The following is a 13,659-nucleotide window of genomic DNA, read 5'->3' on the forward strand; positions in this document are numbered from 1 at the left end:
TCGCCGGAAGGCCAGGCATCGGCGGGTACGGAGTCAGCAGGCTCGCGGAGCTGTCGGGCCGCGGCGGGCGCAGGGGAGGCGCGCAATGTTCCGGATCGGCCGGGTCACCCCCGTCCCACAGGTCGTCGTCCTGCGCGATTCGCAGGCCATAGCCGAGGCCGTGCACGAGGCGCTGGCCTCCGCGGCCCCCGAGGACCGGCCGGGGCTGGAGCGGGCGGCCGGGCTGATCGCGGCGCGGGCCGCGCGCCCGGAGCACGAGATCCGGGCGGAGTGGGCGCGCGGCGTCGTCACCGCGGCCGGCTACGACCCGCGCACCCAGGAGCTGCACGCCATCCGCGCGCTGCGCAGGGCCGAGCCCGGGCTGAGCCTGAAGACGGCCGTGGCGCTGGTGCGCGAGGCCGCCGTGAGCGGCACCGGAGCACCGATGTCCGAAGTGCGGGACAAGGGCGACCAGGATATGACCGAACGGTAGGCTCATGCCGTGTCCAAGCCGCTCAGCCTCCCCTTCGATCCCATCGCCCGTGCCGACGAGCTGTGGAAGCAGCGCTGGGGCTCCGTCCCCTCGATGGCCGCGATCACCTCGATCATGCGGGCGCAGCAGATCCTGCTCGGCCAGGTCGACGCCGTCGTCAAGCCGTACGGACTCACCTTCGCCCGCTACGAGGCGCTGGTGCTGCTCACCTTCTCCAAGGCGGGCGAGCTGCCGATGTCCAAGATCGGCGAGCGGCTGATGGTGCATCCCACGTCGGTGACCAACACGGTGGACCGGCTGGTCACGGCCGGTCTGGTGGACAAGCGCCCCAACCCGAGGGACGGGCGCGGCACTCTCGCGTCGATCACCGGGAAGGGGCGGGAGGTCGTCGACGCGGCGACCCGGGACCTGATGGCGATGGACTTCGGGCTGGGTGTGTACGACGCGGAGGAGTGCACGGAGATCTTCCGCGTGCTGCGGCCGCTGCGGGTGGCGGCGTCGGACTTCACGGAGGGCGAGGACGCGTAGTCCTGCGCGGCCCTGACCTGGGGGCGACGCCCGGCTGAACGGAGGCCGGCGACCCGCCGGAGGGGCGGCGAAGATCGCCCCGGAAGGTGCCGTTACGCTCATCCCCATGAAGCGCTCCGTCCTGACCCGCTACCGTGCCCTGGCCTACATCACCGGCGTACTGCTGGTCCTGCTGACGATCGGCGTGATCGCCAAGTACGGACTGGACATGGACGGTGTGGCGGGCCCGCTCCGCGTCGTCGCCATCGCCCACGGCTGGCTCTACGTCCTGTACTTGGTCTTCGCCTTCGACATGGGCTCCAAGGCCAAGTGGTCCTTCGGCAAGCTGGCCTGGGTCCTGCTCGCCGGCACCATCCCGACGGCCGCCTTCATCGTCGAGCGCAAGGTCACCCGCGAGCTGGAGCCCCTGTTCACCGAGCGGGCGGCGGCTCCTTCCCCCGCCGCCTGACCTGCGGGGAAGCCGCCACCGGCACCACAACCGACGAGACCGCCCCGGACGCCCCTTGTGTCCGGGGCGTTCTTGCGCGACGATTTACTAGGACGTCCTAGTAAATTGGCCGTCCCCGGGGCGGTCCCCGACGACGAGGACCGCCCGGCATACCGAACCCACGCGGGAGCGCGGAGAGGCGGACAGCACCACCATGGACGCAGCATCCATCGAGGCGGGACGCGGACGCTGGCAGGCCCGGTACGACGCGGCACGCAAGCGGAACGCCGACTTCACCACGCTGTCCGGCGACCCGGTGGACCCGGTCTACGGACCCCGCCCCGGCGACACCTACGAGGGCTTCGAACGCATCGGCTGGCCCGGTGAGTACCCCTTCACCCGGGGCCTGTACCCGACCGGCTACCGGGGCCGGAGCTGGACCATCCGCCAGTTCGCCGGCTTCGGCAACGCCGAACAGACCAACGAGCGCTACAAGATGATCCTCGCGGCGGGCGGCGGCGGCCTCTCGGTCGCCTTCGACATGCCCACCCTGATGGGCCGCGACTCCGACGACCCCCGCTCGCTGGGCGAGGTGGGCCACTGCGGCGTCGCCATCGACTCCGCCGCCGACATGGAGGTCCTGTTCAAGGACATCACGCTCGGCGACGTCACCACCTCCATGACGATCAGCGGCCCGGCCGTACCGGTCTTCTGCATGTACCTCGTCGCCGCCGAGCGTCAGGGCGTCGACCCGGCCGTCCTCAACGGCACGCTCCAGACGGACATCTTCAAGGAGTACATCGCCCAGAAGGAATGGCTCTTCGAGCCCGAGCCGCACCTGCGCCTGATCGGCGACCTCATGGAGCACTGCGCCCGCTCCATCCCCGCCTACAAGCCGCTCTCCGTCTCCGGCTACCACATCCGCGAGGCGGGCGCGACGGCCGCGCAGGAGCTTGCGTACACGCTGGCGGACGGCTTCGGCTACGTGGAGCTGGGGCTGAGCCGGGGCCTGGACGTGGACACCTTCGCGCCCGGTCTCTCCTTCTTCTTCGACGCGCACGTCGACTTCTTCGAGGAGATCGCCAAGTTCCGCGCCGCCCGCCGGATCTGGGCCCGCTGGATGAAGGAGGTCTACGGCGCGCGGACCGACAAGGCCCAGTGGCTGCGCTTCCACACCCAGACCGCCGGCGTCTCCCTCACCGCCCAGCAGCCGTACAACAACGTCGTCCGCACGGCGGTGGAGGCCCTCGCCGCCGTCCTCGGCGGCACCAACTCCCTCCACACCAACGCCCTCGACGAGACTCTCGCCCTGCCCAGCGAGCAGGCCGCCGAGATCGCCCTGCGCACCCAGCAGGTGCTCATGGAGGAGACCGGCGTCGCCAACGTCGCGGACCCGCTGGGCGGCGCCTGGTACGTGGAGCAGCTGACCGACCGCATCGAGGCCGACGCCGAGAAGATCTTCGACCGCATAAAGGAGCGCGGCCTCCGCGCCCACCCCGACGGCAAGCACCCCATCGGCCCCATCACCTCCGGCATCCTGCGCGGCATCGAGGACGGCTGGTTCACCGGCGAGATCGCCGAGAGCGCCTTCCGCTACCAGCAGTCCCTGGAGAAGGGCGACAAGCGCGTCGTCGGCGTCAACTGCCACCACGGTTCCGTCACCGGCGACCTGGAGATCCTGCGCGTCAGCCACGAGGTCGAGCGCGAACAGGTCCGCGTCCTCGCCGCCCGCAAGGCCGCCCGCGACGACGCCAGGGTCCGCTCCTCCCTGGACGCCATGCTGGCCGCCGCCCGCGACGGCTCCAACATGATCGAGCCCATGCTGGAGGCGGTGCGCGCCGAGGCGACGCTCGGCGAGATCTGTGACGCGCTGCGGGACGAGTGGGGGACGTACACGGAGCCCGCGGGCTTCTGACGCACCACTGCTCTCCGGTCGGCGGCCCGGTCACGGCACGTATCGTGACCGGGTCGCCGGCCCGTCGTGCGGCGGCACGCCCCGACGCGCGAGGAACGAGGGACCGGTGCGGCTCAGCGGACAGGTGGACGAGGGCTTCGGAGCCGTCGCGGACGCCTTCGCGCGGAACTTCGCGGAGGGCGGTGAGCTCGGGGCCGCCGTCACCGTCTTCCACGGCGGCTCTCACAGCAGCTTTCACGGCGGCCGGAAGGTCGTCGACCTGTGGGGCGGCATCGCCGACGAGCGCACCGGCCGGCCGTGGGAGGAGCACACCGCCGTCCCGGTCATGTCCGCCGGCAAGGGCGTGCTCGTCCTCTGCGCGTACCTCCTCGTCCAGGAGGGGCGGCTCGACCTGGACGCCCCGATCGCCCAGTACTGGCCGGAGTTCGCCCGCAACGGCAAGGAGGGCATCACCACGCGCATGGTCCTCGGCCACCGGGCGGGCCTCCCGGTGCTCGACAGCACGCCGTCCTTCGAGGAGATCACCGGCTGGACGGCCGTCGTCCGCGCCCTGGAGGAGCAGAAGCCGCTCTGGGAGCCCGGCACCGCGTACGAGTACCACGGCCACACCATCGGCTGGCTCGTCGGCGAGGTCATCCGGCGGATCACCGGCCGCACTCCGGGCGCGTACTTCCGCGCGGTGCTCGGGGACCCTCTGGACCTCACCACCTGGATCGGCGTCCCGGAGGACCGCCTTCCGTATCTGGCCCGGCTCGCCGACGACGGCCAGTACCCCGCCTCGCCCGACCACGAGCTGCTGCTCGTGCGCATCCTGACGATGAACGGTCAGTTCGTCTTCCCCGGCACCGACCACCCCCGCGGCTGGAACTCCCCGGCCTTCCTCACCGCCGAGATCCCCGCCACCGGCGCCGTCTCCTCTGCCCGCGGCCTCGCCACGACGTACGCGGCGGCGGTCACCGGCGTGCACGGCCGCTGCGAGCGGCTGCTCACGGCGAGCCACGGTGGACGACGCGCTGCGTGAGCAGTCGTCCGGCGCGTCCTGGTCGGGCTTCCCCGACATGGCCGACATGGGCATCCGCTGGGGCACCGGCTTCCACCTCGACTCGCCCCCCGCCGTCCCGATGCTCGGTGCCCGCAGCTTCGGGCACGACGGGGCGGGTGGGCATCTGGGGTTCGCCGACGATGAGTTCGGTGTCGGTTTCGGGTACGTCGCCAACCGGATGGTCTCCGGGGAGGACGAGCGGGCGGGGCGGCTGGTCGAGGCGGTGCGCGGGTGTTTGGAGGGCTGAGCTCTCGCGGTTCGCTTCACTCGTCCGGGGGGCGCGGGTTCGATTCCGGGCGGCGCGTGGTTCGTCCGCCCTAGCCTCCGTTGCTGTCGACAGCAGGGGTACGGAGAGGGCGGACAGCCGTGGTGAACGAGACTTCCCAGCCACCGATGGCATGGCGACTGTGCGGCAACCAGGTCAAGCTCTGGCGCATGGAGGCCGGCGTGAGCCGAGAACAGCTCGGCGCCGAGGCAGGCTATGAACTTGAAACCGTCAAGGCGATGGAGCAAGGGCGACGGCGGCCCACTCTGCGGTTGCTGGACATCGCGGACGAGATGTGTGGGGCCCGGGGGAAGTTGCGGGCTGCGGCGGGATTCTTGGAGCCGGAGCGGTTCGCACGGCGGGTGCGCGAGTTCGTCGTGGCCGAGGCGTCGGCCATCGCCATCCACTCGTACCAGACGCTCCTGATTCCCGGGCTGCTCCAGACCGAGGAGTACGCGCGCCAGTTGATGACCCGGCACTGCCCTCCCATGGACGACGAGGCGGTGGAGCAGCAGCTCGCCGGACGACTGGCGCGGCAGGGGCTGCTCAAGAAGCACGACGTGATGTTCACGTTTGTGATCTACGAAGCGGCTTTGCGGACCGGAATCGGTGGCCCGCAGGCCATGAAGCGGCAGCTCCACCACTTGCTGGCCGTGGGGCAGCAGCGCAACGTCATCATTCAGGTGCTCCCGGCCGACCGGGGTATGAACCCCGGTCTGTACGGTCCCTTCGTGCTGCTGGAGACCCCGGAGTTCGATTACTGCGCCTTCGAGGAGGGGCAGAACACCGGTGTGTTGTACGCGGGCTCCGAGCAGATCAGCCTCCTGATGAAGCGGCACGCCGTGATTCGCATGGAGGCCCTGAACGCGGAGGAGTCGGCGGAGTTGATCGCCAAGGCAGCGGAGCAGCTATGAGCAGTCAGAAGCGTGAGTGGTTCAAGTCCAGTTACAGCCAGGGTGGCGGCATGGAGTGCGTCGAGGTGACCGCGGCACCCGGCACTGTCCACGTGCGGGACTCGAAACGCAGAAGCGGGCCGCGGCTCTCCATACCGTCCGGGGCGTGGGCCGAGTTCGTGACGTACGCGTCGCGGGGCTGATCGCCCGGTTGTCGCCCCAGCCACGCCCTTTCACCGTTTCTTGCAGGGGCAAGCCCCCGCACCCCCAGAAGCGCGCTGCGCGCGCTGTCCTCAAACGCCGGACGGGCTGAATCGTGCGCCCGGGCGCGACAACCAGCCCGTCCGGCGTTTGAGGACAACCGCGCGGAGCGCGGTTTCGGGGGTGTGGGGGCGCCAGCCCCTGCAAGAAGCGGTGAAAGGGAGGGACCGGGGCACCCCCACCGCCGGAGGCACCCCTACCGCGCCGCCGCCGACCCCGCGAGCCCACCGATGAGCAGAGCGGTGAACCCCCGAGCCCACTCCACATCCACCGGCTCCGCGGAAACGAGCGTCCGGTGGACAACGGCCCCGGCGATGACATCGAAGATGAGGTCGGCGGTGCGGGCGGCCACCGCGGGCTCCTCCTCGCGGGGCAACTCCCCACGCGCCTGGGCGCGCTCACGTCCGACGAGAACGAGCATCTTCTGCCGGTCGACGATGGCGGAGCGGATCCGTTCGCGGAGGGCCTCGTCGCGGGTGGACTCGGCGACGACGGCCATGAGGGCGGTCTTGGTCTCGGGACGGTCGAGGAGGGTGGCGAAGCGGAGGACGACGCCCTCGATGTCGGCCTGGAGACTGCCGCGGTCGGGGAGTTCGAGGTGCTCGTCGAAGAGGTCGGCGACGGCGTCGACGACGAGGGCGTTCTTGCCGGCCCAGCGGCGGTAGAGGGTGGTCTTGGCGACTCCGGCACGGGCGGCGACGTCGCCCATCGTCAGCTTGCCCCAGCCGAGTTCCACCAGCGCGGCACGGGTCGCGTCGAGGATGGCGCGGTCGGCCTCGGCGCTGCGGGGACGTCCCGTGCGGCCGCTCGTACGGTGCCCGGGGGGCGGCGGGGCGGAAGTCATGCGGCGACCTTACCGCCGAGTAGCCACGCGGGTATGAGGCAGATCACGGGAGGGGGCCTGCCGTGGCGGTGGGGTTCCAGTTACGCTACGGGTCGTAGCGAAAGAATGAGCGACAACCACGGACGCCAGGTGGGGACCCGGCGTCGAAATTCGCTGTGTACCGCTGCGTACTTTTCCGATCGCCGCGCGGAGGGGGGAGGATAGGCCCATGCAGCCACGGAACATGTCCATGAGTGGAGTGGTCGACCTCGCCGCGGTGAAGGCGGCCGGGGAAGCCAAGCAGAAGGCGGAGCAGGCGCGGGCCGAGGCGGCGCGCCAGGGCGGCGTGCCGGCCGCCGCAGGGCGTCTTGTCCTCGACGTCGACGAGGCGTCCTTCGAACGTGAGGTGCTCCAGCGCTCGGCCGAGGTGCCGGTCGTCATCGACTTCTGGGCCGACTGGTGCGAGCCGTGCAAGCAGCTCGGCCCGCTGCTGGAGCGGCTGGCGACGGAGTACGCGGGCCGGATCGTGCTGGCCAAGGTGGACGTCGAGGCGAACCAGCGGCTGTTCCAGCAGTTCGGGGTCCAGTCCATTCCCGCGGTGTTCGCGGTGGTGGCGGGACAGGCGCTGCCGCTGTTCCAGGGCGCGGCCCCCGAGGCGCAGATCCGGCAGGTGCTGGACCAGCTCGTCCAGGTCGCGGAGCAGCAGTTCGGCATCGTCGGCGCGCCCGTGGCGGCGGACGACGCCGAGGGTGCGGAGGCGCCGGCGCGTCCCGCGGGCCCGTACGACGCGGCCCTGGGCGCGGCCCACGAGGCGCTGGACCGGGGTGACCTGGGCGGTGCCGTCCAGGCGTACAAGAACGTGCTGTCGGACGATCCGGGCAACGTCGAGGCGAAGCTGGGCCTGGCCCAGGCGGAGCTGCTGCGGCGGGTCCAGGGAATGGACGCCCAGCAGGTGCGCAAGGCCGCGGCCGAGGCGCCGGGCGATGTGCGGGCGCAGATCGCGGCGGCCGATCTCGACCTGGTCGGCGGGCACGTCGAGGACGCCTTCGGGCGGCTGATCGACGCCATCCGGCGGACGGCGGGCGAGGACCGCGACGCGGCGCGCGTCCGGCTGCTGGAGCTCTTCGAGGTGATCGGTCCCGACGACCCGCGGGTGACGGCGGCGCGGACGGCGCTCTCCCGGGCGCTGTTCTGAGCGCTCTCCTGGCGCACGCTTGTCACAAACGAAACAGCGGTCGCGGTATATCAAATCTTTATAAATGTGATCGCGGCTACCGCGAGTAAGGGGAACCCGGGCTTCCGCCCGGGTTTTCCTGTTATGTCCCCATCTTTCCGGCGCCCTCCCGGCTACGCCGCGTGCCTCCTCGATGCGGAGCCGACTCTCGCCGGTTATCCGGGCGTTACTCGCAAGTAATGAACCTCTTGTGCCCCGCCCCGGAATCGACCACGATCGGCGCAACCCGGTCCAGCACCGCGGCCCGGCATCCGGCCGGCGCCCGGAGTTGGGTCCCCACCGGGGCGACCGGCGGCTGCCGCCGGCCGTGGGACAGGGGGGTCTCCGCCGCCAACGACGGGGCCTGTCCCGGAGGTTGCGCGCACGCGTGGCCACGTGGTTGTCGCTCGGGGGTGATCGCCGGTGTTTCGGTCGCGGCTTGGTGTTGGGCACCGCCGCATGCGACGGCGCTCCGCTTCCCGAGGACGTAGCACGTCTCCCACCCCGGGCCAGGGCTTACCGGCCCGTGCCGGGGTGTACGTCCGAGAAGGAGGCAAGTCATGAAGTCCCAGGCACGCGGTGGGACCAGATGGAAGCGGTTCGCGGTCGTCATGGTGCCGAGTGTCGGCGCGGCGGCGGCGGTCACGATGGCGATCGCGCAGGGCGCGCTCGCGGCGTCGTTCCAGGTTTCCGGTCAGCAGTTCCAGATCACGGCCGATCACATCCACGGCGAGGGCTTCGGCCAGTACGGCGCCATGGAGGACACGGACCCGAAGGCGAAGGACCACAAGGCGGTCGCGGTCGTCGGTATGAACAAGGCCGACATCACCAACCTCTGCCAGGCGGTCAACGTTCCGACGCCGTTCGGAGCGGTGGGCCTCAAGCTGAAGGCGGGCGGCGGGAAGAAGCCGGCCCACGCGGAGAAGCTGTATCTCGACGCCAATGAGATGAAGGTCGGAAACGCCAGGTTCAACGAGATCGACATCGGTGTGTCCTCGGACCACATGACCAAGGGCCCCGGGAAGAGCTCCGGCGACAAGGCCAAGTCGGTACCGGGCTCCTTCGCTCAGCAGGCCGACTCGGTCGAGTTCGATGACGTGGAACAAAAGGCATGGGCCACTTCGGCCGGCACGTTCACCCTGCCCGATCTCCACATGAGCGTCAGCATGGGCGCGCAGGAGTGCAAGAAGTAACACGCCGGGACGGCCGGGGACGGGAACCGCACCGGCTCCCGTGCCCGTGCCGCGCGTACCCCATGGCCGCGGGTGCGCGGACGGGAGCCCTGAGCAGGGGCTCACACAGCACCGAATCGCCAGTTCCGAGGAGCTGTACATCATGAGCGCCGACACGACGCCACCACAGCCGGTCGACGAGGGCGGCGTACGCCGCAGGTTCCGGGACTGGCGGGGTCAACGTCCGTTCTGGGCCGGCCTGTGGACCATGCTTGCCGGTCTACCGATCATGTACATCCCGTACCAGACCCTGAAGTTCGGCGAGTTGAGCATCCACCTGTCCACGACGGCGGGCGCCGGTTCGCTGATCATCGGTATTCTCCTCATCGTCCTGGGCCTGACCATGTGGTTCCAGCGGCATTCGCGGGTCTTCGCCGGTGTGGCGGCGATCCTGCTGGGGGTCGTCTCGCTCGTCGTCTCCAACTTCGGGGCGTTCCTGCTCGGGATCATCCCGGCCATGCTGGGCGGCGCTCTCGCCGTCGCCTGGGCGCCGGCCGAACCGTTGACCGAAGCCTCGGGGGAGGGGACGTCCGACCTCCCGGCCCCGTCCGGCCCGTCGCTGGTGAAGGAATGAACAGGAGCCACCGTGGCTACTGACGACGCCGCGCGCGACCGCGACTGCCCGAAGGCCGGTCCGCGCCACGCCGCCCCCAGAAAGACCCTGCTGGCACGGCTGCACATGCCCGCGGGGAAGGCCGTCGCCCTGGCGGCCATGCCCACCGCGGTCCTCATGGGTATGGGCTTCACGCCCCAACTGGCCTCGGCCAAGCCGACGGAGCCGGGCAATCCTCTCGGTGACGCCTTCTGCCTGACGGCTCCGGACGCCTCGCAGGGGGCCACGCCGAGCCCGGGCGCGAGCGGCAAGGACGCGGAGAAGGACAAGGAAGCGGAGAAGGACAAGGACGCCGGCAAGAGCAAGGACACCGGCAAGGACAAGAACAAGGGCAAGGACAAGGACGAGCCGACGAAGGAGCCCGGCGAGAAGAAGACGCCGACTCCCGAGGACCGCGAGGACAAGGCGGGCGAGCCCGGCAAGCCGGCCGAGGAGCCCTCGCCGTCGTCCGGCGGGACGGACGACCCGGCCGCGCCGCCGGCCCGGGGCAAGCTCCCGGAACTCCCGCCACTGCCGAAACTCCCGCCGCTGCCCGGCCCGTTCACCCCGCCGCCCGCACCGACGCCGACACCCACCCCGACGCCGACCACCACTCCCACCCCGACGCCGAGCCCGGGCGGAACGAGCGCGACCCCGGCTCCCCCCGCGTCCCCGACGCCCGGGGCGAGCAAGGACGCCACGAAGGACGCCGAGAAGGCGAAGGAAGCGGCGCGCAAGGCCGCCGAGGCGGAGAAGAAGGCCAAGGAAGCGGCGGCGGAGAAGGCCGCCCGCCCCGCGCCCGGCCCGACGAAGTCCGGCCAGGACGCCCGGACCCCTGGCCCCACCCCCGCGACCCCGGACGCCCCGTCGGCCCCGGCCACGCCATCCGGCACCCCCTCACCCGGCGCGTCGGGCGCGAAGACACCACTGCCCTGCCCCAACCCGCCGAAGCAGGCGGTCAAGGGGGAGGCCAACTTCGCCAACAACCCCTGGTTCCTGGAGTCCAGCAAGCTCACGCTGACCGGTCTGACCTACGAGGGGGTCAAGGAGGTCACCACGGTCAACGGGCAGAAGAAGTCCGTCCTCAAGTTCACCGCGGACAAACTGGAGATCGCCAAGCTGCACGCCCTCGTCAACGACCGCGGGCGGGTGTACCACCAGAGCGGAGAGAGCACCCCCTCCACCGTCGCCGGTGGCAAGGTCACCATGTACACCGAGCAGCTCACCGGCAAACTCTTCGGCAGCTCCCTCCCCCTCTTCGCCGCGAACTACAGCGCCTCCAGCCCGCCCCCTCTGATCCCCGGCATGAAACTCCCCATCCCGCTCTTCTTCACCGACGTGAAGATCCGCCAGGCGGGCCAGTTCGGCGGCACCCTCACCATCCCGGACATGCACGTCTACATCACGGACGGGACGTACCCCTGAGCCCGGTTTTCGATAGGACCTGCGGAATCGGGTCTCGTCAGGGCGCGGTCCGCCGGTCCGCGCCCACCCGCCGTGCGCGTCGGCGTCAGTTCCCGTTGACGCCGTCGCCGGGAACGGCGTCCTGCGGTGAGGTGTGCCAGTTGGTGACGACCGGCTTGTCGACCGTGATGCTGCCGGTCGGCAGGCTGATCGGATCGGTCCCGTCGTCCTGGCCGACGGTGACGATGATCTCGTTCAGTTCCTTGCCGTAGTCGGTGTTGGTGGTCTTGGGGTTCACGCCGGCGTAGGCGGTGGTGGCGCCGGTCAGTTTCACCGGTTCGCCGACGGAGTGCTGGGCCGGTCGGGCCTCGGTGCCGTCGGAGCCGAACGCCACGACCGGGTGGACGCCCGGGAGCGTGCAGGTGATGCCGGGTTTGGCCTTCACCGAGATGAGGATGTAGCCGCCGGCCTGGGTCTTGGACTTGGCGGTCCAGGAGAGGTCGTTGGTGCCGCAGGCCTGGCCGTAGCGGCTCTTGTCGCCGGCCTCGCCGCTGTCGCGGGACGCGGTGCCGCCGGTCGGCTTCCCGCCTCCCGGCTTCGCAGGGGTCTTGGTGCGCGGCGGAGCGGAGGCCTTGGCGCCGTCGCCCGCGTCGCCGCCGCCGGTCTCCTTGGCCTGGCCCTGGGGCGCGGGGCGCGACGCACTCGGCGTGGACGGGGCGGAGGCTTCGACTCCGTCCTCGTTGCAGGCGCTCAGCGACAGGACGCCGGTCAGGGCCATGGCGGCCAGGGCGGTCGTGCGGACGAGGTTCTTGCGCATGGGTGGTCCCCCGTAGTGGTCTGGCTGGTTCAGTCGGACACGGCGCGGAGCAGGCGCCGCTGTCGACGGGACTGAGCTTCGCGGTGCGTCGGCCGGACCGGCAATGAGCTACGGGAAACCAGGGATGCCGGAACGGTTGAATCGCCGTTGACCTGCGGGAATTCAGCATCCGGGAACGGTGGCCCGGGACGGGGAGAGGGGCGGGCCGGGAGCGAAAACGGCCGCGGCCGCCGCCCCGCCCCCAGGGGCGCAGCGGCGGCCGCGGCCGTTCCCGTGCGGGAGAAGGATCAGTTCTCGCCGCCGAGGTGGTGGACCCGGACCATGTTGGTGGTGCCGGGGACGCCGGGCGGGGAGCCGGCGGTGATGATCATGGTGTCGCCCTCGTTGTAGCGGTTGAGCTTGAGGAGCTCGGCGTCGACGAGGTCGACCATGGCGTCGGTGTTGTCGACGTGCGGGACGACGAAGGTCTCGACGCCCCAGCTCAGGGCGAGCTGGTTGCGGGTGGCGTCGTCGGTGGTGAAGGCCAGGATCGGCTGGGCCGCGCGGTAGCGGGAGAGGCGGCGGGCGGTGTCGCCGGACTGGGTGAAGGCGACCAGGGCCTTGCCGCCCAGGAAGTCGGCGATCTCGGCGGCGGCGCGGGCGACGGAACCGCCCTGGGTGCGCGGCTTCTTGCCCGGGACGAGCGGCTGGAGGCCCTTGGAGAGCAGCTCCTGCTCGGCCGCCTCGACGATGCGGGACATCGTCTTGACGGTCTCGATCGGGTAGGCGCCGACGCTCGACTCGGCGGAGAGCATGACCGCGTCGGCGCCGTCCAGGATGGCGTTGGCGACGTCGGACGCCTCGGCGCGGGTCGGACGGGAGTTGGTGATCATCGACTCCATCATCTGGGTCGCGACGATCACCGGCTTGGCGTTGCGGCGGCACATCTCGATGAGGCGCTTCTGCACCATCGGGACGCGCTCCAGCGGGTACTCCACCGCCAGGTCGCCACGGGCCACCATCACACCGTCGAAGGCCATGACGACCTCCGCCATGTTCTCGACGGCCTGCGGCTTCTCGACCTTGGCGATCACCGGGACGCGGCGGCCGACCTGGTCCATGACGCGGTGGACGTCGAGGACGTCCTTGGCGTCGCGGACGAAGGAGAGGGCGACCATGTCGCAGCCCATCGCGAGCGCGAACTTCAGGTCCTCGATGTCCTTCTCGGACAGCGCCGGGACATTGACCGCCGCGCCGGGCAGGTTGATGCCCTTGTGGTCGGAGATGACGCCGCCCTCGATGACGATGGTCCGCACCCGCGGGCCGTCGATCTCGGTGACGCGCAGCTCGACGTTGCCGTCGTTGATCAGGACCTGGTCGCCCTTGGTCACATCGCCCGGCAGGCCCTTGTAGGTCGTGCCGCAGATCGTCCGGCCGCCCGGGACGTCCTCCGTGGTGATGGTGAACTCGTCACCGCGCACCAGCTCCACCGGACCGTCCGCGAAGGTCTCCAGGCGGATCTTCGGACCCTGGAGGTCGGCCAGCACGCCGACCGCGCGCCCGGTCTCCGCCGCGGCCTTGCGGAGGCGGTGGTACCGCTCCTCGTGCTCCGCGTGGGTGCCGTGGCTCATGTTGAAGCGGGCCACGTTCATACCGGCTTCGATCAGCGTCTTCAGCTGGTCGAAGGAGTCGACGGCGGGGCCCAGGGTGCAGACGATTTTGGAACGGCGCATGAGGCGGATCCTATCGGTTTGTTTCGGAGCGGAATATTCGAGCTGTGGGAAAGGACAGGGGCG

14 protein-coding genes and 1 pseudogene are annotated in these 13,659 nt (G+C 70.7%); 12 read left to right on the forward strand and 3 right to left on the reverse strand.

Annotated elements, in window-relative coordinates; all coding sequences use genetic code 11:
- Positions 1–85 precede the first annotated feature (85 nt).
- From HN013_RS13305 to HN013_RS13335, 8 genes and pseudogenes are all read left to right on the forward strand, one after another.
- On the forward strand, positions 86–472 hold the full coding sequence (locus HN013_RS13305) for a hypothetical protein (protein WP_212764307.1): 387 nt from the start codon (positions 86–88) through the stop codon (positions 470–472).
- A 9-nt stretch (positions 473–481) separates the two neighbouring features.
- Positions 482–1,000, forward strand: coding sequence for a MarR family winged helix-turn-helix transcriptional regulator (locus HN013_RS13310; protein ID WP_171166318.1), 519 nt, complete (start codon positions 482–484; stop codon positions 998–1,000).
- A gap of 106 nt (positions 1,001–1,106) precedes the next feature.
- Positions 1,107–1,448 (forward strand): DUF3817 domain-containing protein, encoded by a 342-nt coding sequence (locus HN013_RS13315; RefSeq protein ID WP_171166319.1) that lies wholly within the window; start codon positions 1,107–1,109, stop codon positions 1,446–1,448.
- A 193-nt stretch (positions 1,449–1,641) separates the two neighbouring features.
- Positions 1,642–3,342 carry a methylmalonyl-CoA mutase gene (locus HN013_RS13320; protein WP_171166320.1) on the forward strand — a complete coding sequence of 567 codons (1,701 nt, stop codon included), beginning with the start codon at positions 1,642–1,644 and terminating at the stop codon, positions 3,340–3,342.
- 124 nt (positions 3,343–3,466) lie between these two features.
- Positions 3,467–4,363 carry a serine hydrolase domain-containing protein gene (locus HN013_RS13325; RefSeq protein ID WP_312018599.1) on the forward strand — a complete coding sequence of 299 codons (897 nt, stop codon included), beginning with the start codon at positions 3,467–3,469 and terminating at the stop codon, positions 4,361–4,363.
- Positions 4,245–4,631, forward strand: a pseudogene (locus HN013_RS33655) (carboxylesterase); the annotation flags it as partial. The gene HN013_RS13325 and the pseudogene HN013_RS33655, both read left to right, overlap by 119 nt.
- Positions 4,632–4,777: 146 nt before the next feature.
- Complete coding sequence (locus tag HN013_RS13330) at positions 4,778–5,563, forward strand: helix-turn-helix transcriptional regulator (protein ID WP_171166321.1); 786 nt, start codon at positions 4,778–4,780, stop codon at positions 5,561–5,563.
- Positions 5,560–5,745, forward strand: a complete 186-nt coding sequence (locus tag HN013_RS13335) for a DUF397 domain-containing protein (RefSeq protein WP_171166322.1) — start codon at positions 5,560–5,562, stop codon at positions 5,743–5,745. Before HN013_RS13330 ends, HN013_RS13335 begins: the two co-directional genes overlap by 4 nt.
- Before the next feature lie 254 nt (positions 5,746–5,999).
- Here HN013_RS13335 and HN013_RS13340 read toward each other — a convergent pair whose 3' ends face one another.
- A complete protein-coding gene (locus HN013_RS13340) occupies positions 6,000–6,647 on the reverse strand; it encodes a TetR/AcrR family transcriptional regulator (RefSeq protein ID WP_171166323.1) in 648 nt (215 codons plus the stop codon).
- A gap of 208 nt (positions 6,648–6,855) precedes the next feature.
- Between HN013_RS13340 and HN013_RS13345 the strand changes: the two genes are divergently transcribed.
- The 4 genes from HN013_RS13345 to HN013_RS13360 all read left to right on the forward strand — a co-directional run bounded on the left by HN013_RS13345 (position 6,856) and on the right by HN013_RS13360 (position 11,088).
- Positions 6,856–7,821 (forward strand): tetratricopeptide repeat protein, encoded by a 966-nt coding sequence (locus HN013_RS13345; protein WP_171166324.1) that lies wholly within the window; start codon positions 6,856–6,858, stop codon positions 7,819–7,821.
- 578 nt (positions 7,822–8,399) lie between these two features.
- Positions 8,400–9,032 (forward strand): DUF6230 family protein, encoded by a 633-nt coding sequence (locus HN013_RS13350; protein WP_171166325.1) that lies wholly within the window; start codon positions 8,400–8,402, stop codon positions 9,030–9,032.
- A 142-nt stretch (positions 9,033–9,174) separates the two neighbouring features.
- A complete protein-coding gene (locus HN013_RS13355; RefSeq protein WP_171166326.1) occupies positions 9,175–9,645 on the forward strand; it encodes a DUF6114 domain-containing protein in 471 nt (156 codons plus the stop codon).
- A 12-nt stretch (positions 9,646–9,657) separates the two neighbouring features.
- Positions 9,658–11,088, forward strand: coding sequence for a hypothetical protein (locus HN013_RS13360; protein WP_171166327.1), 1,431 nt, complete (start codon positions 9,658–9,660; stop codon positions 11,086–11,088).
- A gap of 85 nt (positions 11,089–11,173) precedes the next feature.
- On the opposite strand, the gene HN013_RS13365 is transcribed toward HN013_RS13360, so the two are convergent.
- Positions 11,174–11,884, reverse strand: a complete 711-nt coding sequence (locus HN013_RS13365) for a DUF4232 domain-containing protein (RefSeq protein ID WP_171166328.1) — start codon at positions 11,882–11,884, stop codon at positions 11,174–11,176.
- 287 nt (positions 11,885–12,171) lie between these two features.
- Positions 12,172–13,596: a pyruvate kinase gene (pyk, locus tag HN013_RS13370; protein ID WP_171166329.1), complete on the reverse strand. Its 1,425-nt coding sequence runs from the start codon at positions 13,594–13,596 to the stop codon at positions 12,172–12,174.
- Positions 13,597–13,659: the final 63 nt, after the last annotated feature.

The organism is Streptomyces sp. I05A-00742, from assembly GCF_013055795.1.
Classification (GTDB): domain Bacteria; phylum Actinomycetota; class Actinomycetes; order Streptomycetales; family Streptomycetaceae; genus Streptomyces.